Source organism: Mycobacterium sp. E3198, assembly GCF_001667015.1.
Classification (GTDB): domain Bacteria; phylum Actinomycetota; class Actinomycetes; order Mycobacteriales; family Mycobacteriaceae; genus Mycobacterium.
In genome coordinates this window covers 1-20,308 of record NZ_LZIS01000242.1, presented here as the reverse complement: position 1 = coordinate 20,308, position 20,308 = coordinate 1, and the positions used below count along the sequence as shown (strand labels likewise).

Genomic DNA, 20,308 nt, shown 5'->3' with positions numbered 1-20,308 from the left:
CGGTTACCCCGGCGCGGGACCCGCCGGCCGCACCGGCCCCGCCGCCGCCGAACAACCCGGCGTTGCCGCCCGCGCCGCCGGTGCCGCCGTTGTTGGTGGTTGCGGCTCCCCCGGCCCCGCCGTCGCCGCCAGCGCCGAAGATCAGGCCGCCGGCGCCGCCGGCGCCCCCGGCGGCGCCGAAGTTGCGGCTGACGGCGTCGGTAATGCTTCCCCCGGCCCCGCCGGCGCCGCCGTGCCCGAACCAGCCCGCGGCGCCTCCGTTGCCGCCGGCCGTGCTCGCCGTCCCATTGCTGCCCCCGGGCCCGCCGGCCCCGCCATTGCCGAACAGGCCGCCCTGCCCGCCGTTGCCGCCCGGCGCGGAGCCGCCCCCGGGGCGCCCGCCGACGAAGCCGGGCCCGCCGTTGCCGCCGTTGCCGATCAAGAGCCCCCCGGGTGCGCCGTTCTGACCGGGCCCGCCGTTAGCGCCGTTGCCGATCAACGGCCGGCCCAGCAGGGTCAGGGTCGGCGCGTTGATCGCGCCCAGCACGTCCTGCTCCAGCGTCTGCAGCGGCGACGTGTTGGCCGCCTCGCTCAGCGCATACGATGCCGCCCCGCCGTTGAGCAGCTGGACGAATTGCTGGTGGAAGGCCGCCGCCTCGGCGCTCAGCGCCTGATACGCCTGGGCGTGCGCGCCGAACACGGCGGCTACGGTTGTCGACACCTCGTCGGCGCCGGCCGACAGCAGCGTTGTGGTCTGGGCCGCCGCGGCCGCATTGGCCACGCCGACCGCCGAGCCGATGTTCGCCAAATCCGTTGCCAATGCGTCCATAAGCTCGGGCGCCGCGACTACAAACGACATGCGTGACCTCTCCGCCACGTCACGAGGACGCGATCTCCATCCGCACCGTATGCGCGATCCACGCTGCGAAACGGCCGTTCTCACCAAGCTCGTCCGGATTTCAGCCAACTCACAGCGACCAACGCAGCGTAGCCGTCGTCGAGCCTAGAATCGGGGCCCGTGAGCCTCGAGGATCCGAATGCGTTGCGGGTGCTGCGCAACGCGTTCGGCGAGGATCTGGTCCGCCGGTTCTACACCCGTTGGTTCGCCCTCGACGTCTCGGTGCGCGACCTGTTCCCGCCCGAAATGGGCGCGCAGCGGGCCGCCTTTGCGCACGCGTTGCAGTGGGTCTACGGGGAACTGGTCGAGCAGCGCGCGGCCGAGCCGGTGGCATTCCTCGCCCAGCTCGGCCGTGACCACCGCAAGTTCGGGGTCCTGCCGAGCCATTACGACTCGCTGCACCGCGCGCTGTATGCCACGCTTCGAGACCACCTCGGCGAGGCGTGGACCAACGCCGTCGAGGGGGCCGCCAACCAGTCGCTCAACCTGATCACCGGGGTGATGCGTGGGGCCGCCGACGCCGACGCGGGGCCCGCGTGGTGGGACGGCACGGTCATCGAGCACATGCGGGTGTCGCGCGACCTGGCCGTGGTTCGGCTGCAACTCGACCGCCCGATGGACTACTACCCCGGCCAGTACGTCAACGCCCACGTCCCGCAGTGCCCGCGGCGCTGGCGCTATCTGTCCCCGGCGATACCCGCCGATCCGGGTGGCGGAGTCGAGTTTCACGTCCGCCAGGTGCCCGGTGGCCTGGTCAGCACCGCGGTCGTCAACGAAACGCGGCCCGGCGACCGGTGGCGGCTGTCCAGTCCGCACGGCGGCCTGAGCGTCGACCGGGACGGCGGGGACGTCCTGATGGTCGCGGGCAGCACCGGCCTGGCACCGCTGCGCGCGCTGATCATGGACCTGTCCCGCTACGCGGTGAACCCCCGGGTGCACCTCTTTTTCGGCGCCCGCTACCGCTGCGAGCTCTACGATCTGCCGACGCTGTGGCAGGTCGCGCAGCACAACCCGTGGCTGTCCGTCACGCCGGTCTCCGACTACGGCCGCGACCCCTCGTGGGCCGCCGACTACCCCGACCCCACGCCCCCGCGCGGGCTGCACGTGCACCAGACCGGCCGCCTGCCCGACGTGGTGACCAAGTACGGCGGCTGGGGCGACCGGCAGATCCTGATCTGCGGCGGGCCCGAGATGGTCCGCGCCACCAAGACCGCCCTGGTCGCCAAAGGGGCTCCGCCCGAACGCATTCAGCACGATCCACTGTCCAGGTGAGCCGAGGTAAGCCATGCAGATCGTCACCCTGACCGACCCTTCCTCGCCGGTGGCCGCGCAGTTCGTGCCCGAGGCGGGCATGATCGGCACCTCGCTGACCGACTCGGGCACCGAGCTGCTCGGCCAGCGGCGCGGCCTGCAGGCGTACGTGGAGGCGGGCAAGACCATGGGAATCCCGATCCTGTATCCGTGGGCGAATCGGTTGGGCGCCAACACCTATACCGCGGAGGGCGCGACGGTGACGCTCACGCCCGGCGACAACGGCGTGCGCGCCGACCCCAACGGGCTGCCCATCCACGGCACCCTGGCCGCCTACGCCGGCTGGCGGGTCACGGCGCAATCCGAAAACGAGCTGAGCGCCGAGGTCGACTTCGGCGCCGAGCCGAGGTTGTTGGCCGGCTTCCCCTATCCGCACCTGCTCGCGGTGACGGTGCGGCTGGCTGAGCGGGTGCTGACGGTCGGCACCACCATCACCGCGACCGGCGACGCGGCCGTGCCGCTGTGCTTCGGCTTCCATCCCTACCTGCGCCTGCCCGACACGCCCCGCGACCGATGGATCATCGAGACCCCACCCCTGCGGCATTTGGCGCTCGACGACAAGGGGCTGCCCACCGGCGGATCGGAACCCTGGGCGGCGACGCAAGAAGCGTTGGGCGACAAGGCTTTCGACGACGCCTACGACGAGGTCGCCGACGGCGCGGTGTTCGCGGTGTCCGGCGGCGGGCGCCGCCTGGAGGTGCACTTCGACCGCGGCTACCCGGCGGCGCAGATCTTCGCGCCGCCTGGCGAAGAGGTGGTGTGCTTCGAACCGATGACCGCGCCTACCGACGCGCTGCGCCGCGGCGGCTACCGGTGCGCGCGCCCCGGCGAGCCGGCGGTCGCGGTCTTCTCGATCCGCGTCTGATCAGGCGCGGGTGCCGCCCTTGCGCGGCTGCCACACCACCACGGCGGTGCTCTTGGGCGCCACGACCAGGTCGCGGCGCTGACCGGCGCGCACCCGCGCCAGCTCCTCGGTCAGCTCCTTCACCCGCGCCTGCAGGGCTTCGACGTGGTTGGTCAGCTCGATGATGCGTTTGATGCCGGCCAGGTTGACGCCCTCGTCCTGCGACAGCCGCTGCACCTCGCGCAGCAGGTCGACGTCGCGCTCCGAATAACGGCGTCCCCCACCGGAAGTCCGGCTCGGGCTGACCAGCCCGAGCCGGTCGTAGGTGCGCAGCGTCTGCGCGTGCATGCCGGCCAGTTCGGCCGCCACCGAGATCAGGAAGGTCCGGGCCTCCTCTTTCGGGTCCCTCGAGCGCCTGGCCATCAGCGGTTACCCGCCCATCCCGCGCGCGGATTGAAACCGCTGGACCGCTCGGCCGCCGCGTAGGCCTCCAGCGCCTCCTGGGCGGCGCCCTCCACGTTCGGCGGCACCGCCACCTTCACGGTGACGAGCAGGTCGCCGTTGCCGCCGCCGCGCTTGGGCACGCCGCGTCCGCGCACCCGCAGGATGCGGCCGTCGGCGGTGCCCTTGGGCACCCGGACGCCGACCTTGCCGTCCAGCGTGGGCACCGAAAGCGTTGAGCCCAAAGCCAATTCGGTGAAGCTGACGGGAACGGTCACGGTCAGGTCGTCGCCGTCGCGGCCGAACACCTTGTCCGGTCGCACGTGCACCGTCACGTAGAGGTCGCCCGACGGCGCCCCGCGCAGCCCGGCCTCGCCCTGCCCGGGCAGCCGGATGCGCTGCCCGTCCTCGACGCCGGGCGGGATCCGCACGTTGATTGTGCGGGTGCGGGTTGTCACGCCGGTGCCTTTGCACTCGTCGCACGGGTGCTCGATGATCGAGCCGCTGCCCCGGCAATCGGTGCAGGGCTCGGAGAATCCGAAAGCCCCCTGGTTGCGGTTGATCACCCCGGAGCCGTTGCAGCTGGGGCACACCTTCGGGCTGGTGCCCGGGCGCGCGCCGCTGCCATGGCAGTTGGTGCACGGCGCCGGGCTGGTCAGCCGCAGCGGCATCGCCACGCCCTTGGCGGCCTCGACGAAGTCGAGCTCGGTCTCGGTCTCCAGGTCGTTGCCGCGCCGCGGCCGGCTGGGCCGGGGACCGGCGCCGCGGCCGAACAGGCCGCCGAACAGGTCCCCGATGTTGGCGCCGCCGCTGCGGCCGGCGGCGTCGAACAGGTCGCTGAGGTTGAACTCGGCGCCGTCGCCGCCGACGTTGAAGCTGAAGCCGCCGCTGCCACCGTCGAACCTGCGCCCGCCGAAGCCCCCGCCGGCGAACAGGCGCCGGGTCTCGTCGTACTCCTTGCGCTTGGCCGGATCCGACAGGACGTTGTGCGCCTCCGAGACCGCCTTGAATCGCTCGCCGGCGGCGGGGTTGTCGGGATTGGCGTCCGGATGCAGGTCGCGCGCTAGCTTGCGGTAGGCGCGCTTGATCTCTTCCGGGCTGGCGTCAGAGGAGACGCCCAGCTCCTTATAGAAGTCCTTTTCGACCCATTCACGCTGGGCCATACCGCGTCACCCCCTTTCACCTTTCTCTATCCATTTGTCGTATGTGATTTTTATGCCTAGTCACCCGAAGTGTCGGCGTTATCGCCCGTGTCGGCCTGCTGGGTTTCGGCCGGGTCGCCCCCGACGGTGTCGACGACCCCGACCAGAGCGTGCCGCAGCACCTGGTCGCCCAGCTTGTAGCCCTGGCGCATCACGGTGCCGATCACCGGCCTGGAGCCGTCGGCGCCGTCGCCCTCGTGCTGCACGGCCTCGTGCAGCACCGGGTCGAAGTCCTCGCCCTCCTCGCCGAACGCCGTCAGACCGAGGCCGGTCAGCGCGCTGTCCAGCTTGTCGGCCACCGACTTCAGCGGGCCGGATTCCAGGTCGCCGTGCTTGCGCGCCCGCTCCAGATCGTCGAGCACGCCCAGCAATTGGCTGACGACGGCGGCCTTGGCCCGGTCCGCGGCGGCCTGCTGGTCGCGCAGCGCCCGCTTCCGGTAGTTGGTGAAGTCGGCCTGCACACGTTGCAGGTCGGCCGTCAGCTCGGCGACCTTGTCGGCACTTTCACCCTTACCGGCCGGCGCCGCCTCTCCCGGCGTTTCGCCGGGAGAGACGTGCCGTACTTCGCCCGTCTCGGGATCGATGCGCCGCTTGTCGGTGATCGTCACCTGTTCCGGGTTGCCCTCGCTCACTTGGCCTCCCGGTCGTCGTCGACCACCTCCGCGTCCACGACGTCATCGGCCGAGCCGCCCTGGGGACCGCCGGTCTCGGCGCCACCGGCCTCGCCGCCCGCGGCCTGGGTGGCCTCGTAGATCGCCTGGCCGAGCGCCTGCGACTCCTGGCCGAGCTTTTCCATCGCCGCCTTGATCGCGGAGATGTCGGTGCCGCCCAGCGCCGTCTTGGCTTCGGCCACCGCTGAGTCCACCTTGTTCAGGGTGTCCTCGGGAACCTTCGAGCCGCCCTCGGCCTCGCGCTGTTCGGCGACGAACTTCTCCGTCTGGTAGACCAGCGTCTCGGCCTGGTTGCGGATGTCGGCCTCCTCGCGCCGCTGGCGGTCCTCCTCGGCGTGCGCCTCGGCGTCCTTGATCATCCGGTCGATCTCCTCCTTGGACAGGCCGGAGCCCTCCTGGATCTTGATCGTGTTCTCCTTGCCGGTGCCCTTGTCCTTGGCCGTGACGTGCACGATGCCGTTGGCGTCGATGTCGAAGGTGACCTCGATCTGGGGCACGCCGCGCGGAGCCGGCGGGATGCCGGTCAGCTCGAAGGAGCCGAGCAGCTTGTTGTGCGAGGCGATCTCGCGCTCACCCTGGAAGACCTGGATCTGCACCGACGGCTGGTTGTCGTCGGCCGTGGTGAAGGTCTCCGACCGCTTGGTGGGGATCGTGGTGTTGCGCTCGATGAGCTTGGTCATCACGCCGCCCTTGGTCTCGATACCGAGGCTCAGCGGCGTAACGTCCAGCAGCAGAACGTCTTTCACCTCACCCTTCAAGACACCGGCCTGCAGCGCCGCACCCACGGCAACGACCTCGTCGGGGTTGACGCCCTTGTTGGGCTCCTTGCCGCCGGTGAGCTCCTTGACCAGCTCGGTCACCGCGGGCATCCGGGTGGAACCACCCACGAGCACCACGTGGTCGATGTCGGACACCGAGATGCCGGCGTCGGAGATCACCGACTTGAACGGCTGACGGGTGCGGTCCAGCAGGTCCTGGGTGATTTTCTGGAACTCGGCGCGGGTCAGCTGCTCGTCGAGGAACAGCGGGTTCTTGTCCGCGTCGACGGTGATGTAGGGCAGGTTGATCGAGGTGCTCTGCGAACTCGACAGCTCGATCTTGGCCTTCTCGGCCGCCTCACGCAGCCGCTGCATCGCCATCTTGTCCTTGGTCAGGTCGATGCCGCTGGTGCCCTTGAACTTGTCGACCAGCCATTCGACGACCCGGTCGTCCCAGTCGTCGCCGCCGAGGTGGTTGTCACCGCTGGTGGCGCGGACCTCGACGACGCCCTCGCCGATCTCGAGCAGCGAGACGTCGAACGTGCCGCCGCCCAGGTCGAAGACCAGGATGGTCTGTTCCTTCTCGCCCTTGTCCAGGCCGTAGGCCAACGCCGCGGCGGTCGGCTCGTTGACGATGCGCAGCACGTTGAGGCCGGCGATCTGGCCGGCTTCCTTGGTCGCCTGACGCTGGGCGTCGTTGAAGTAGGCGGGCACGGTGATGACCGCGTCGGTGATGTCCTCACCGAGGTAGGCCTCCGCGTCGCGCTTGAGCTTCATCAGCACGCGGGCGCTGATCTCCTGCGCCGTGTACTTCTTGTCGTCGATCTCGACGGACCAATCGGTGCCCATGTGCCGCTTCACCGAACGGATGGTGCGGTCGACGTTGGTCACCGCCTGGTTCTTGGCGGGCTGGCCGACCAGCACTTCGCCGTTGCGCGCGAACGCGACGATGGACGGAGTCGTCCGCGAGCCCTCGGAGTTGGCGACGACGACGGGGTCACCGCCCTCGAGAACCGAGACGACTGAGTTGGTGGTCCCGAGGTCGATACCGACCGCACGAGCCATAGTGATTCCTCCTGATTACCTAGAGCTTCTTTGGTGCCACTATGCTGAGTGAACCCCGCTCAAGCCTGCCCTTCCGGGCTCCCTGGTGTCAAGCCAAGGTTGAGCCTGATTCACTCAACTTGTCGATCATGCTAACGGCGGGCGCCGTCGTCTTGTTCCCGGGGTGTGCGGTGGAGCGTGTTCAGCCCGGCCCACTGCCGCCGGTCGAGTGTGCGATGTGGGCTTTCAGTGTGCGCTGAGGGTCGAAAAGCGTGCCGGATCGCGGCCTGCGCTCACACTCGACGCCGTCAGCGCACACTCGGCGCGCCGCGCTCCGGGATCATCTCCTCGATCAGCGAGAACACCGCGCGGGTGGCGGCGCTGGGCGGGCGGAGCGCCGACATCGCGACGTACAGCCGCCAGCAGATCTCGTGATCGGAGATCCGGACGGTCGCCAGGCCGTCGTCGCCGATCTCGTCGAGGAGGAACCGGCTGAGAAATCCGATTCCTATGCCGTTGCGGATGTGGCTCGCGGTGGTGCCGATGTCGGCGACCTCCAGGGCGACCGTTCGCGGCACCCCCGCCGCGGCGAACGCGCGGTCGACCACGGCCCGGTTGCCGTACCCCGGCGGCCCGTCGACGAACGCCATCCCGGCCAGCTCGGCCAGGCCCACCGCTTCCCGCCCAGCCAGCGGGTGGCCCTCCGGGACGACCAACAGCAACTCGAACGCGGCGACGAGCCGCGTCTGCAGGTCGGACGGCGGGCCGTCGGGCAGCACGACCAGGGCCACGTCGAGGCTGCCGTCGCGCAGCTGCTGCGCCACGCCCGCCGAGCCGGCCCGGGCGAAGCGGACCTGGACCAACACGCCGGGATGCCGGGCCTTCAGCTCGGCGAGCAGCGTCGGCAGGTCGATGTTGTTGATCGACATCAACGTCCCCAGCCGGACGGTGCCGACGACGGACCCGACCGTGGCGGCGACGGCCTCCTTGGCCGCGCGGGCGGCCTCGACGGTGGCGCGGGCGTGGGGCGCCAGCTCGCGTCCGGCCGGGGTGAGCGTCACCCCCGCCGCGCCGCGGACGAACAGTGCCGCGCCGAGTTCGCGTTCGAGTGCCTTGATGGTGGCCGACACCCCGGATTGGACGACGTGCAGCCTCTTGGCGGCGCGGGTGAAGCTGAGGGTGTCCGCGACGGCCAGGAAGTAGTCCAACTGGCGAAGCTCCACCGAGCAATTATCACCGCCGGTGATGGCTTCCATCAGAAATTTTCGTTGGCGTCCGACGGTTGGGTCAATTTACGTTCGCAATTGACTCGCGTCGATCCAACCCCCTCAACCGGACGGTGCGCTTGATGAATGTGCAATCTCCCAGTCTCAGACGGACTCGGACCCGCTGGTCGTCGGCCTCCACCGACGACCAGTTCGTCGTGGAGAACCCCGCGACGGGCCAGACGGTCGCCGTCGTGCAGGGAGCCGGGCCCGAGGAGGTGGACCAGGCCGTCCGCCGCGCCCACGCCGCGCACCTGAACTGGAAGCAGCGCCCGGCCCGCGAACGTGGCCGCTACCTGCGGCAGATCGCCGAGGTCCTGCGCGGCCACGCCGACGAGATCGCCGCCCTGGAGACCCTGGAGATGGGCAAGCCGATCACCCAGGCGCGCACTTTCGACGTGGAAGCCGCGATCGCGATCTTCGAGTACTTCGGCGGGCTGGTCGAGGCGCTGCCCAGCCAGGCCCGCGACTACGGCCCGGTGCTGGACGTCACCACGCTGGAACCGTACGGCGTGATCGCCTGCATCGTGCCGTTCAACTGGCCGCCCATCCACACCGCCGGCAAGGTCGCGCCGGCCCTGGCCGTCGGCAACGCCGTCGTGCTCAAGCCGCCGGAGCAGACGCCCTCGGTGGTGTTGCGCATGGTCGAACTGATCCAGTCCGTCCTGCCGGACCGCGTCGTGCAGGCCGTGCCCGGCAAGGGCGAGGTGGGCGCCGCGCTGGCCGGGCACCGGACGGTGGGCAAGGTCTCCTTCACCGGGTCGCCGCGGGCAGGCGCCGCGGTGCTGCGTACCGCGGCCGGCAACCTCACTCCGGCCCTGATGGAACTCGGCGGCAAGAACCCGCTGGTGGTCTTCGACGACGCCAACCAGCACGAGGCGCTGCTGGCCGCCGTCGACGGCGGCTTTTTCAACCAGGGCGAGGCCTGCACCGCGGCGTCGCGAATCCTGGTGCAGCAGAGCGTGTATGAGGAGTTCGAGGCGAAGTTGTGCGCCGCGGTGAGCCGGCTGCGGGTGGGCGACGGCGCCGACCCCACCACCGACGTCGGGCCCCTGGTCACCCGCCAACAGCAAAAGCAGGTCCTGGATTACCTGCGGATCGGCGTGGCGGAGGGCGCCCGCGTCGCGGCCCAGGCGCCGCTGCCCGACGATCCCCGACTGGCCGACGGTTTCTACGTTCCACCGACCGTCCTGACCGACGTGACCCCCGCCATGCGGGTGGCCCGCGACGAGATCTTCGGCCCGGTGGTCACCCTCATGCCCTTCACCGACGAGGACGAGGCGGTGCGCATCGCCAACGCCACGCCGTTCGGACTGGTCGCGGCGGTGTTCACCCAGGACGGCGATCGGGCGCTGCGGGTGAGCCGGCGGATCCGGGCCGGCGCGGTCTTCGTCAACAATTATCACCGCATCTCGATCGGCACCGGGTTCGGCGGGGTCGGCCACAGCGGGTTCGGCCGCGAGCACGCCCAGGAGACGCTGGCCGAGTACGGCTACACGAAGACGATTCGGCTGGCCGCCAATCGCGATGAGCTGTCGTACTGGAGCGCCGCGGCCAGGGTGCTGGCGGGCTAGTGCGGACGATCGCGCTCGAAGAGCATTACGCCACAACCGAATTCCTGGCCGGACCGGGACGCTGGCTGGCATCGCGCACCGGCATCGCCGAACCGATCCGCGATCTCGGCGACGGCCGCATCGCGGCGATGGACGACGCGGGTGTCGACGTCGCGGTGCTATCGCTGGCCGCACCGGGCGTCGAACAGCTGGACGGCCCGGAGGCCGTGCGGCTCGCCCGCGAATGCAACGACGAGCTCGCCGCCGCGTGCGCGCGGTACCCGGATCGGCTGGCCGGCTTTGCCGCGTTGCCCATCAGCGACCCCGAGGCGGCCGCCGAGGAGCTCGAGCGGGCGGTGCGCGAGCACGGCTTCGTCGGCGCCGCGATCAACGGGCACAGCCGGGGCCGCTACCTGGACGACCGGTTCTTCGATCCCGTCCTGTCGAGGGCGGCCGAACTGCGCGTCCCGCTCTACCTGCACCCGACCATGCCGCCGCCCGCCGTCATCGAAGCCAGCTACGCGGGGTTTTCGCCCGAGGTCACGTTCGCGCTGTCCACGGTGGGCTGGGGGTGGCACATCAACACCGCCACGCACGTGCTGCGCCTGATCCTCGGTGGCGTGTTCGACCGCTACCCCGAGCTGCAATTGATCATCGGGCACATGGGGGAAGCGACGTCGTTCATGTTGCCGCGGTTCGATGCGACGCTGAAACCGGGGCTGACCGGCCTGCGGCACCCGGTCAGCAGCTACCTGCGGCACAACGTGAACTACACCTTCGCCAACTTCAACGACGAGGCGACCTACGCCAACCTGGTCGCGCAGGTCGGCCTTGGGCGAGTGTGCTTTTCGGCCGACTACCCGTTCGGGTCGATGCGCGCGGCGCGCGCATTTCTCGACGGCCTTCCGCTCGCCGACGACGATCGGGCGCTCATCAGCCACGGCAACGCCGAGCGGTTGCTGCGCCTCTGACCCGGAGTTTGCTGCCGACGCGCATGCGCCACCTTGATGGGTTAGCCTGAGCTGTCCCGCAGCCACCACGGCAGGAGCTCGATGTCAGAGCCAGACAGCGCCGCCGCGCGGCTCGCGCGCGAAGACGAGGGCTATCACAAGAGCCTCAAAAACCGCCAGATCCAGATGATCGCCCTCGGCGGCGCCATCGGAACCGGCCTGTTCCTGGGCGCCGGCGGGCGGCTCGCCTCGGCGGGGCCCGGCCTGTTCCTGGTCTACGGGGTGTGCGGGATCTTCGTCTTCCTGATCCTGCGCGCGCTCGGCGAGCTGGTGCTGCACCGCCCGTCGACGGGATCGTTCGTGTCGTACTCCCGCGAATTCTTCGGGGAGAAGCTGGCTTTCGTCGCCGGCTGGATGTACGTCCTCAACTGGTCGATGACGGGGATCGTGGACACCACCGCGATCGCGCACTATTGCCACTACTGGAACGCGTTCCACGACATCCCGCAGTGGACCATCGCGTTGGCGGCGCTGCTGCTGGTGCTGTCGATGAACCTGATCTCGGTCAAGGCCTTCGGTGAGCTGGAGTTCTGGGCCTCGTTGATCAAGGTGCTGGCGCTGGTGACGTTCCTCGTCGTCGGCACGGTCTTTCTGGTCGGGCGCTTCAAGATCGACGGTCACGACACCGGCACGGGCCTGTGGGACGCCCATGGCGGGTTGGTGCCGACGGGCCTGCTGCCCCTGGTGCTCGTCACCTCGGGCGTGGTGTTCGCCTACGCCGCCATCGAACTCGTCGGCATCGCGGCCGGGGAAACGGCCGACCCGGAGAAGGTCATGCCGCGCGCGATCAATTCGGTGGTGTTCCGCATCGCGGTCTTCTACATCGGGTCCACCGTCCTGCTGGGCCTGCTGCTGCCCTACACCGCCTACAAGGCCAACGTCAGCCCGTTCGTGACGTTCTTCTCCAAGGCCGGTGTCAGCGGGGCGGGCAGCGTGATGAACCTGGTGGTCCTCACCGCCGCGCTGTCGAGCCTGAACGCGGGACTGTATTCCACGGGCCGCATCCTGCGGTCGATGGCGATCAACGGCAGCGGCCCGAGGTTCACCGCACCGATGTCGAAGCGGGGTGTGCCGTACCGCGGGATCCTGCTCACCAGCGCGGTCGGTCTGCTGGGCATCGTGCTCAACGCCGTGAAGCCGAGCCAGGCGTTCGAAATCGTGCTGCACATCGCGGCCATCGGCATCGTGTTCGCCTGGGGGACGATCGTGGCGAGCCAGCTGCAGTTCTACCGGCTGGCCAAGGCCGGCCGGGTGCAGCGGCCGAAGTTCCGCATGCCGCTGTCCCCCTACAGCGGCTATCTCACGCTGGCCTTCCTGGTCGGCGTCGTGATCCTGATGTTTTTCGACAAGGTGCAGGGGCCCTACCTGATCGGGGCGACCGTCGTCGGCGTTCCCGCGCTCGTCGGCGGCTGGTTTTTGGTCCGCCACCGGGTGCGGGCCGCCGCCCGCGACGACGTGCCGGCCTCACCCGCTCAGGGCTCGTCGATGTCCTGACCGCCGGCGAGGTCGCCGCACTCGACGTTCGCCACGTCCGGCCTGCCGCGCAGGTAGGAACCCGCGCCGCGATCCCCGGACAGCCCGGCCAGCACCGCCGGCCAGTGCCGGCGCGCGATGACCACCGGATGGCCCGGCCGGTCGCCGAAGCACGCGCGGGCCAGCCCTCCGCCCGACGACACCGCGCGGGCCAGGACCCGCGCCACCACGGCGGGGCCGACGTCCGGGGTGTCGATGACGTGCAGCACCGCGTAGTCGGCGTGCCTGCGGCCGGCCTCGGCCAGCCCCGCGCGCACCGACGCGCTCAGCCCGTCGTTCCAGTCCGGCGCGACGACCGCGGTGACGCCCGGCGGGGCCGCGACCTCCGCGGCGCCCAGCACCAGCACGACGCCGTCGCACCCGCCTTCTTGCAGGGCCCGGACCGCGGCGTCCAGCCAGCCGTCCACCAGCACTTTCGGCTTGCCGTAGCGCCGTCCCTCCCCCGCCGCCAGCAAGACACCGACGGCCCTCGACTGCGATAACGCCACTCTCCTATGATGGCATCGTGGTTCTCGTCAGGCGACAACCGGATGGAGCGCAATGACCCAGGACGCGCAGGGGGCGACGGCCACCACCCCGGCCCCTCGGTATGCCGGCACCCGCGTCCAGCGGGTCGAGGACGGCCGGTTGCTGACCGGCCGCGGCGGCTTCGTCGACGACGTCGCGCGCCCCGGCATGCTGCACGCCTGCTTCGTGCGCAGCCCGTTCGCCCGCGCCAAGATCAACGGCATCGACGCCACGGCGGCGCTGGCGCTGCCCGGCGTGCGCGCGGTGTTCACCGCCGCCGACCTCAACCCCGACGTCAAGGAGGCGTGGCACGCCGTCGCGGGCAAGGACGTCCCGGACACCCCGCGCCCGCCGCTGGCCGAGGGCGAGGCGAAGTTCGTCGGCGACCCGGTCGCCCTGATCGTCGCCGAGAGCCGCTATGTCGCCGAGGACGCGCTGGAGCTGGTCGACGTCGACTACGAGCCGCTGCCCGCGATCACCGACTTCACCCGGGCGCAGTCCTCGGACGTGCTGGTGCACGAGACCTACGCGGACAACGTCGCCGGCGGCATGGGCGGCGCGCCGCCCGACGAAGAGCTTTTCGCGTCGGCGGCCTGCGTGGTCAAAGAGCGCATCTACCAACAGATCTACGCGCCGGTGCCGATCGAGACACGCGGGCTGGTCGTCGAGTGGTCCGCGGCCTCCGAGGAGCTCACCCTGTGGGCGTCCACGCAGACCCCGCACGAGCTGCGGGCCTTCTGCGCGCGGTTGTTGGGCATTGCGGCGCAACGGGTTCGGGTGATCATGCGCGACACCGGCGGCGGCTTCGGCCAGAAGGTCGTCCCGATGCGCGAGGACATGTGCATCATGCTGGCCGCCCGCAAGGTGCCCGCGGCGCTCAAGTGGATCGAGGACCGGCGCGAGAACCTGATGTCGGCCGGGCAGGCCCGCCACGTCGACGGCACCGGCCGGATGGCGTTCGACGACGGCGGCAACATCCTGGCCGCCGACATCGACTTCGTCCAGGACGTCGGCGCCTATCCGACGCCCTACCCGGTCCTGACCACGGCCGCCATCGGCATGTTCTTCCCGGGCCCCTACCGCGTGCCCAAGGCCAGCTTCAACTACACGACGGTCTTTACCAACACCAGCGGCCTGGCCGCCTACCGCGGGCCGTGGCAGTACGAGACGCTGGCCCGCGAAATCCTGCTCGACGTCGCCGCGCGGAAGATGGGGGTGGATCCGGTCGAGCTGCGCCGCCGCAACCTGTTGCGCCGCGACGAGATGCCGTACTTCAACCCCAACGGCATGCCGTACGACCACGTCGCCCCGAGCGAGACGTTCGAGCAGGCGGTGAAACTCCTTGACCACGAAGGGTTTCGCAAGGAGCAGCGCGAGGCGTTGGCGCAGGGCCGCTACCTGGGCCTCGGATTTTCGGCCTACATCGAGCCGACCGGGGCGGCGACGGGCCACCTGGCCACCGAGGGTTGCACCATGCGGATGGAGCCGACCGGCAAGATCAACGTCTACGTGAACGGCGGCTCGAGCGGAAACAGCTTGGAAACCACCGTGATTCAGCTGACCGCCGACGCGTTGGGCGCCGACATCGACGACGTCGCCACCATCCAGGGCGACACCGCGATCACGCCGTACGGCGCGGGGACGCAGGGCAGCCGCAGCGGCCCGATGACCGCCGGGGCCGTCGAGGAGGCGGGAACGATCCTGCGCGAGAAGATCGTGGCGCTGGCGGCCCACCACCTCAAGGTGGCCGAAACCGAAGTGGTGCTGGCGCATTCGACCGCGGCGGTGCGCGACGACCCGTCCAAGCAGGTGAGCTTCGGCGAGCTGGCCTACGTCGCCTATTACTCACCGCAGGCGCTGCCGCCCGGGATGTCGCCCGAGCTGGAGGCCAGCGCCCGCTACGTCGCCAAGGCCCCCATCCTGTGGTCCAACGCGACCCACGCCTGCACCTGCGAGGTGGACGTGGCCACCGGCAAGGTCACGCTGCTGCGCTACATCGTCAGCGAGGACGTCGGGCCGATGATCAACCCGGCCATCGTGGAGGGCCAGATCGCCGGCGGCACGGTGCAGGGCATCGGCGGCGCGCTGATGGAGGACCTCGCCTACGACGACGACGGCAACCCGCTGGCAACGACTTTCGTCGACTACCTGCTGCCGACGGCCACCGAGGTACCGCCGATCGAATTCGGCCACGTCGAGATCCCCGGGCCGGGGCCCGGCGGCTACAAGGGCGCCGGCGAGGGCGGGGCGATCGGCTCGGTGCCCGCGGTGATCAACGCCATCAACGACGCGCTGGCGCCGCTGGGCGTGACGATCACCCGGCTGCCCGCCAGCCCGGCCTCGATCGCGGCGCTGTTGAGCGAGGCGGCCCGATGAAACCCGCCTCGTTCGACTACCACCGCCCCGACACCATCGACGACGCCGTCGCGCTGCTGTCCGAGCTGGGCGATGACGCGAAGATCATCGCGGGCGGCCAGAGCCTGGTGCCGATGCTGGCGATGCGGCTGGCCTACTTCGACCACCTCATCGACATCTCCCGGCTGGCCGAGCTGCGGGGCATCGAGCGCAGGGGCCAGGAGCTGTGGATCGGCGCGGGCACCACCGAGGCCACCGTCGGCGCCGACGACCAAGTGCGCCAGGCGGTTCCGCTGCTGACGCGGGCCACGCCGTTCGTCGGGCACTTCCAGATCCGCAGCCGCGGCACCCTGGGCGGGTCCATCGCCCACGCCGACGCCGCGGGCGAATACCCGGCGGCCGCGCTGGCTCTGGACGCGGTGATGGAGGTGCTGTCGCCGCGCGGGCGCCGCGAGATCGCCGCCGCGGACTTCTTCGCCGGCCTGTGGGAAACCACGATGGAGCCCGACGAGGTCCTCACCGGCGTGCGATTCCCCGTGCGTAACGGCCGGTCCGGCTTCTCGGTGCACGAATTCGCGCGCCGCCACGGCGATTTCGCGATCGCCGGGGCGCTGGTCGCCGTCCAGCTCGACGACGCCGACCGGGTGTCGCGGTGCGGGATCGCGCTGCTGGGCCTGGGCCCCACGGTCAGGCGCGCGCACGCGGCCGAGGCCGCGGTCGTCGGGAAGCCGGTCGGCGAGCTGGTGGCCGAGGACATCGGCCGCGCGGCGATGGCGGACCTCGACGACGTCCCGACCGACCTGCAGGGGTCGGCGTCGTACCGCACCCAGGTGGGCGCCACCATGGTCGAGCGCGCGTGGAACGAGGCCATACAGGAGGCAGCCAATGCATGAGCAGCCGATCCGGTTGTCGGTGAACGGGACCGACATCGCCGACAGCGTCGAGCCGCGCATGACGCTGGCGGACTTCCTGCGCGACAAGTGCGGACTCACCGGCACCCATCTGGGCTGCGAGCACGGTGCGTGCGGCGCCTGCACCGTACTGGTGGACGGCGATGCCGTCCGGTCCTGCCTGATGTTCGCGGTCCAGGCCGACGGCCTGGAGGTGACGACGGTCGAGGGCATCGCGTCGCCGGACGGCACCCTGTCGCCGGTGCAGGCCGCGCTGCGGGAGTGCCACGGGCTGCAATGCGGCTTCTGCACCCCGGGTTTCGTCACGTCACTGACCGCGTTGCTGCGGGACAACCCGAACCCCACCGACGACGAAATCCGCGAGGGCCTGTCCGGCAACTTCTGCCGCTGCACGGGGTATCAGGGCATCGTCGCGGCCGCGCATCGGGCCGCCGAGCTCGGCTCGGTCACGCAGCGATAACCCTGCGCCATCGGCTCGGCATCGATACGGCCCGCCTTACAGTAACTTTCGCCGCTTCTTGCGTACTCTGAGCGCTGGATCTGAGAATTTTCGGGAGCGGCGGGTGCAGTTATCGCAGAAAGTGCGGCGGAGTCTGGCCGGGGGCTCGCTGCTACTCGTCCCCGTGCTGGCCAGCCCCGCGCTGATTGACGGCTGCACCTCCACCATCGAGGGCAAGCCGGTCGCCGCGCCGGGAGCCGGGCCGGTCGAACCGACCTTCCCCACCCCGCGGCCGAGCATCGCCACACCGGCACCCAGCGCCACCGCGGCCCCGCCGCCGGGCCCGATCGGGCCGGTGACGCCGACCACGCCGCCGGTCGGCGCCATCCCGCTCCCGCCGGACCACAACGGCTACGTCTTCATCGAAACCAAGTCCGGCATGACACGCTGCCAGATCAACAAGGAAACCGTCGGCTGCGAGGCGCCGTTCACCAACTCCCCGCTGCAGGACGGCGAGCACGCCAACGGCGTGAGCATCAGCTCCGGCGGCAACGTGCAGTGGGTGCTGGGGAACCTGGGCGCCATCCCGACGGTGACGATCGACTACAAGACCTACGCGGCGCAGGGCTGGACGATCAACGCGACCGAAGACGGCACCCGTTTCAGCAACGACCAGACGCACCACGGCATGTTCGTCAGCGTCGAGAAGGTCAACACGTTCTGAGCGCTCGAAGGCGTAGCTGGGGCAGCCCGTCAGCCGACGGGATGTCGCTACGTTGTGGGTATCTTGCCAGCGATCTGACGGGCGATGGTGACGGCAGAACCGGCAGGCAACCTGACGTTGTTGCTAGCAATGCAGGCGTCGATATCAACGACGACATTATTGACGACGGTCAGCGCACGCTGGCAGCTATCAACCCCGCCATCACCCAGCATTATGTTGGCGCTCAGCACGCCGTTCACATTGGAGACCGGCCCCACCGTGTCCACTTCGGTGTAATGGGACAGGCTTTGCGTGAACTTTGAGCAGGTCGGCCACTGCTGGGCGGAGGCGGTGAAGAAGTCGCTGGCATCATGCGCGGAAGGAAACAACACCACCGCCTGCGTCACGAGAAATTCCCACGCCTCTTTGTCGACGAGTTGCTGGCTACGCGCGCTACCCAAGGCGCGGCCGGCGTAGGCGGTCTGCGACGCGGCCCCAGCCAAGGGTTGACAGTTCTTGTCGGCCACAATGTCGTTGTCGCGGACGATCGACATCTGATCCCAATCCGCACGCACTGTCATTCCCGTGGTGCCCATCACGGTATTGATTTGGTCGGGGCTGAGCAGCAGCCCGTCCAGGGCGGCCTCGGTGACCGGGCGCGGCCCGGTCGGGGTGGTGGTGGCGGTGCTGGTGGCGGAGGGCTGCGAGTCGGTGGACGGCTGGCGCAGGAGGTAGCCGGTGACGCCCGCGGCGGCGGCCACGACCACGACCATCGCGGCGATCAGCGGCCACTTGAGCCTTCGACGTTGGCGGTCCGCTCCGGGCGATAGCGTTTCCTCGATCTGAGGAGGCGCCGACGGTCGGACCGGCGGTTTGGGGTGGACGGAGGGGCTGGCTGCGGGTCCGGAATGCACGGTCGGTCTGGACCGCACTTCGGGTATCGGCGGCGGAGTCGGTGCGGCACTGACCGGCGATGCCGTCAGCTTCTTCCGGTGCTGTGCTTGTTCGATCGCGTAGCCCAGGACGTAGGTCCACGCTTCGGGCAGGGGGCGTTGATGGGGCGCGTTGGTCAGCGTGTCGGTGACGATCTGGCGCAGCATCGCCGGTGTGGTCGCCGGGAGGTGTTCGGGGTTTGTGGTGTCGTGATCGCCGGTCATTAACCGCAGAGCGAGCAGGCCCAGCTTGTAGGTGTCGGAATATATGGTGGCCAGTTCCTCACCGGAAGGTGCGGCCCATCCCGGCGTTTCAACTTGCGTCAGCGCGGAGACGTCGTTGATGCGCATGGCATCGCAGTCGATGAAATAGACCGCCTCGCGCGGTGTCAGGGAGAACAGCAGGTTCTTCGGTGAGATGTCACCGACGCACACCCCGTGCTTGTGCAGAAACGCCAGCCCGGAGGCGACCTCGCGCAGCACCGAATAGCGTTGCGCCTCATCGATGCCGATGCCGCGGGCGGCCAGGACCGAGGGATGATTGAGCAGGTGTTGGAACTCGGCGGTGGCGGGCGACACCCCCTTGACCGTTGCTAGTGAGATGAAGAATTCATCGGGGATGGCGGGCATCACGAATCCCGTTGGTGTGCCACCCTCTTCCACGAGGGCGCATGGCCAGGCGGCAATCGAGACCAATCGTTCGGCCTGGGCGTAGGACAGCGATTCCTCGACCAGGGCGGGCATGGCCGCCAGTGCGGTGAAATCGATTTCGGCCCGGGTCTGCGCCTTGTATTCCTTGTAGACCATCGAGGGCGCGAACTTCGTCTTGACGTGGGGTGCACCATAGACCACGCCTTGGCCGCCTTGACCGATCTTGGTCAGCACACCCAGTTTTTGGCGTTCGATCACTTGTGCTGTCATGGCAAACCTGCCATGACAGCGGCTCGAACCCGCTTGCCGGTGGCCGTCCGGTACCAGTGGGAGGCCCGTGATTGGGTCGTCATTTTCTCTCTCCCTCGGAAGGACGGGGCTGTCGTGACGACCCGGGTTGGTCACTTCTCCGGGTCGTGTGGCCGGCCATAACAAGGTTGATACAGACGCCTTGGAAGTTTCTTTGCGCGGATCGTAACGTCCAACGTCGCAAGCGGGGGCTCTTCAGCTGATGCCGCGTCAAGACGGGCGTGGGCCTCACGGACCCGCGAAGTCGCCGACCGCGGTCATCTTGTTGCCGTCCGAGGCGGTGGCGAAACCGGCCGCGGTAAATGCGCAGTTCAGGATGATCGCCCGGTGTGGTGGACTTTCCATCCACCGGTCGACCGCTACGCTCGGCGTCGCAGCGGATCCCGTGCCCCAGTAAACGATCTCACCGGTGTAACGGGCCGTGGTGTAGCCGGCGTCCGCGATACGCGCCTGCGGCGACGAGCCGTCCGAACCAACATGGCCGTTCAACCCGTTCTTCAGCATGTCGTTGGCGTGCCGTTGCGCTGCCGCCGTCAACCGCGGGTCGTCGTTGATCGCCCCGCATGTCTGGCGAACGCGGCTGACGCCGCTGTACACCGCGGGCCCCGAATCGTCCGCGCGCGCGGCAAAACCGGTAATTCCGCATTGAGCCGTCAGGGCGACAGTGCACATCGAGAAGACGGCGACGATCTTGACCCTTTTCGCCATGTTGCCTTCGCCCCACGCACTCGCTTTGCTGTTTCAGCAAAACAAAGGTTACCCGCTTTCGACCATGTGGGTCGAGGATCGCCAATCGGTTTGCCAGCGCGTACTTCAAGGTTCAGATTTGGGCGTGCGCCTTTGGTTGCCGGGCTGTCTCGCGACATCCACAAGTGACTGCGCCGCAACCCGTTTCAGCGTCTAGTTGGTGTTTGGTGGGGGTTGGGGTTGGAAGGGTGTGTACCACCACCAGTCGGCGCGTTCGCCGAGGGGCCCGGGGTAGGGCTTGACGG

19 protein-coding genes are annotated in these 20,308 nt (G+C 69.5%); 9 read left to right on the top strand and 10 right to left on the bottom strand.

From position 1 onward, the window contains the following. On the bottom strand, nucleotides 1–838 hold an 838-nt coding region (locus A5673_RS24795), incomplete at its 3' end, for a PE family protein (RefSeq protein WP_156748596.1). Between the two features lie 159 nt (nucleotides 839–997). Here A5673_RS24795 and A5673_RS24790 point away from each other — a divergent pair. Both A5673_RS24790 and A5673_RS24785 read left to right on the top strand, forming a co-directional pair. Further along, complete coding sequence (locus tag A5673_RS24790; protein ID WP_068238729.1) at nucleotides 998–2,149, top strand: FAD-binding oxidoreductase; 1,152 nt, start codon at nucleotides 998–1,000, stop codon at nucleotides 2,147–2,149. Between the two features lie 13 nt (nucleotides 2,150–2,162). Beyond that, nucleotides 2,163–3,053 (top strand): aldose 1-epimerase, encoded by an 891-nt coding sequence (locus tag A5673_RS24785; RefSeq protein WP_068238727.1) that lies wholly within the window; start codon nucleotides 2,163–2,165, stop codon nucleotides 3,051–3,053. Here the strand turns inward: A5673_RS24785 and A5673_RS24780 are convergent, their stop codons facing one another. The 5 genes from A5673_RS24780 to A5673_RS24760 all read right to left on the bottom strand — a co-directional run bounded on the left by A5673_RS24780 (nucleotide 3,054) and on the right by A5673_RS24760 (nucleotide 8,404). Beyond that, a complete protein-coding gene (locus A5673_RS24780) occupies nucleotides 3,054–3,455 on the bottom strand; it encodes a heat shock protein transcriptional repressor HspR (protein ID WP_068238725.1) in 402 nt (133 codons plus the stop codon). Further along, nucleotides 3,455–4,636, bottom strand: a complete 1,182-nt coding sequence (dnaJ, locus tag A5673_RS24775) for a molecular chaperone DnaJ (protein ID WP_068238723.1) — start codon at nucleotides 4,634–4,636, stop codon at nucleotides 3,455–3,457. Before dnaJ ends, A5673_RS24780 begins: the two co-directional genes overlap by 1 nt. A 56-nt stretch (nucleotides 4,637–4,692) precedes the next feature. Continuing rightward, nucleotides 4,693–5,307, bottom strand: coding sequence for a nucleotide exchange factor GrpE (gene grpE, locus A5673_RS24770; RefSeq protein ID WP_068238721.1), 615 nt, complete (start codon nucleotides 5,305–5,307; stop codon nucleotides 4,693–4,695). After that, nucleotides 5,304–7,169 carry a molecular chaperone DnaK gene (gene dnaK / locus A5673_RS24765; RefSeq protein ID WP_068238719.1) on the bottom strand — a complete coding sequence of 622 codons (1,866 nt, stop codon included), beginning with the start codon at nucleotides 7,167–7,169 and terminating at the stop codon, nucleotides 5,304–5,306. Before dnaK ends, grpE begins: the two co-directional genes overlap by 4 nt. 287 nt (nucleotides 7,170–7,456) lie before the next feature. Continuing rightward, complete coding sequence (locus A5673_RS24760; protein WP_231971449.1) at nucleotides 7,457–8,404, bottom strand: LysR family transcriptional regulator; 948 nt, start codon at nucleotides 8,402–8,404, stop codon at nucleotides 7,457–7,459. Nucleotides 8,405–8,496: 92 nt separating this feature from the next. Between A5673_RS24760 and A5673_RS24755 the strand changes: the two genes are divergently transcribed. The 3 genes from A5673_RS24755 to A5673_RS24745 all read left to right on the top strand — a co-directional run bounded on the left by A5673_RS24755 (nucleotide 8,497) and on the right by A5673_RS24745 (nucleotide 12,470). Further along, nucleotides 8,497–9,987, top strand: a complete 1,491-nt coding sequence (locus A5673_RS24755) for an aldehyde dehydrogenase (RefSeq protein WP_068238733.1) — start codon at nucleotides 8,497–8,499, stop codon at nucleotides 9,985–9,987. Continuing rightward, nucleotides 9,987–10,937, top strand: a complete 951-nt coding sequence (locus tag A5673_RS24750; protein ID WP_068238717.1) for an amidohydrolase family protein — start codon at nucleotides 9,987–9,989, stop codon at nucleotides 10,935–10,937. Before A5673_RS24755 ends, A5673_RS24750 begins: the two co-directional genes overlap by 1 nt. A gap of 81 nt (nucleotides 10,938–11,018) precedes the next feature. Continuing rightward, nucleotides 11,019–12,470, top strand: coding sequence for an amino acid permease (locus A5673_RS24745; RefSeq protein ID WP_068238715.1), 1,452 nt, complete (start codon nucleotides 11,019–11,021; stop codon nucleotides 12,468–12,470). Here the strand turns inward: A5673_RS24745 and A5673_RS24740 are convergent. Further along, the gene (locus A5673_RS24740; RefSeq protein ID WP_068238713.1) at nucleotides 12,449–12,997 is read right to left on the bottom strand and encodes an NTP transferase domain-containing protein; all 549 of its coding nucleotides are present in this window, start codon (nucleotides 12,995–12,997) and stop codon (nucleotides 12,449–12,451) included. The genes A5673_RS24745 and A5673_RS24740 overlap by 22 nt on opposite strands. A gap of 52 nt (nucleotides 12,998–13,049) precedes the next feature. On the opposite strand from A5673_RS24740, the gene A5673_RS24735 reads away from it, so the two are divergent. From A5673_RS24735 to A5673_RS24720, 4 genes are all read left to right on the top strand, one after another. Next, entirely contained in the window at nucleotides 13,050–15,392 is a 2,343-nt protein-coding gene (locus A5673_RS24735) for a xanthine dehydrogenase family protein molybdopterin-binding subunit (protein ID WP_068238712.1), read from the top strand. Then, entirely contained in the window at nucleotides 15,389–16,264 is an 876-nt protein-coding gene (locus tag A5673_RS24730) for a xanthine dehydrogenase family protein subunit M (protein ID WP_068238710.1), read from the top strand. Before A5673_RS24735 ends, A5673_RS24730 begins: the two co-directional genes overlap by 4 nt. Continuing rightward, a complete protein-coding gene (locus A5673_RS24725; RefSeq protein WP_068238708.1) occupies nucleotides 16,257–16,742 on the top strand; it encodes a (2Fe-2S)-binding protein in 486 nt (161 codons plus the stop codon). Before A5673_RS24730 ends, A5673_RS24725 begins: the two co-directional genes overlap by 8 nt. A gap of 133 nt (nucleotides 16,743–16,875) precedes the next feature. Beyond that, complete coding sequence (locus tag A5673_RS24720) at nucleotides 16,876–17,445, top strand: hypothetical protein (protein ID WP_369806524.1); 570 nt, start codon at nucleotides 16,876–16,878, stop codon at nucleotides 17,443–17,445. A gap of 47 nt (nucleotides 17,446–17,492) precedes the next feature. On the opposite strand, the gene A5673_RS28745 is transcribed toward A5673_RS24720, so the two are convergent. From A5673_RS28745 to A5673_RS30270, 3 genes are all read right to left on the bottom strand, one after another. Continuing rightward, the gene (locus A5673_RS28745) at nucleotides 17,493–19,277 is read right to left on the bottom strand and encodes a sensor domain-containing protein (protein ID WP_082958940.1); all 1,785 of its coding nucleotides are present in this window, start codon (nucleotides 19,275–19,277) and stop codon (nucleotides 17,493–17,495) included. Between the two features lie 267 nt (nucleotides 19,278–19,544). Beyond that, complete coding sequence (locus A5673_RS24710; RefSeq protein WP_068238704.1) at nucleotides 19,545–20,024, bottom strand: CAP domain-containing protein; 480 nt, start codon at nucleotides 20,022–20,024, stop codon at nucleotides 19,545–19,547. 192 nt (nucleotides 20,025–20,216) lie between these two features. Beyond that, on the bottom strand, nucleotides 20,217–20,308 hold a 92-nt coding region (locus A5673_RS30270), incomplete at its 5' end, for a hypothetical protein (protein ID WP_231971450.1).

Coding starts and splice junctions, on each gene's coding strand:
- A5673_RS24745 (WP_068238715.1), top strand. CDS start 11,019: ATGTCAGAGCCAGACAGCGCCGCCGCGCGGCTCGCGCGCGAAGACGAG.
- A5673_RS24710 (WP_068238704.1), bottom strand. CDS start 20,024: ATGGCGAAAAGGGTCAAGATCGTCGCCGTCTTCTCGATGTGCACTGTC.
- A5673_RS24760 (WP_231971449.1), bottom strand. CDS start 8,404: ATGGAAGCCATCACCGGCGGTGATAATTGCTCGGTGGAGCTTCGCCAG.
- dnaJ (WP_068238723.1), bottom strand. CDS start 4,636: ATGGCCCAGCGTGAATGGGTCGAAAAGGACTTCTATAAGGAGCTGGGC.
- A5673_RS24725 (WP_068238708.1), top strand. CDS start 16,257: ATGCATGAGCAGCCGATCCGGTTGTCGGTGAACGGGACCGACATCGCC.
- dnaK (WP_068238719.1), bottom strand. CDS start 7,169: ATGGCTCGTGCGGTCGGTATCGACCTCGGGACCACCAACTCAGTCGTC.
- A5673_RS24785 (WP_068238727.1), top strand. CDS start 2,163: ATGCAGATCGTCACCCTGACCGACCCTTCCTCGCCGGTGGCCGCGCAG.
- A5673_RS24755 (WP_068238733.1), top strand. CDS start 8,497: ATGAATGTGCAATCTCCCAGTCTCAGACGGACTCGGACCCGCTGGTCG.
- A5673_RS24735 (WP_068238712.1), top strand. CDS start 13,050: ATGACCCAGGACGCGCAGGGGGCGACGGCCACCACCCCGGCCCCTCGG.
- A5673_RS28745 (WP_082958940.1), bottom strand. CDS start 19,277: ATGACAGCACAAGTGATCGAACGCCAAAAACTGGGTGTGCTGACCAAG.
- A5673_RS24730 (WP_068238710.1), top strand. CDS start 15,389: ATGAAACCCGCCTCGTTCGACTACCACCGCCCCGACACCATCGACGAC.
- A5673_RS24780 (WP_068238725.1), bottom strand. CDS start 3,455: ATGGCCAGGCGCTCGAGGGACCCGAAAGAGGAGGCCCGGACCTTCCTG.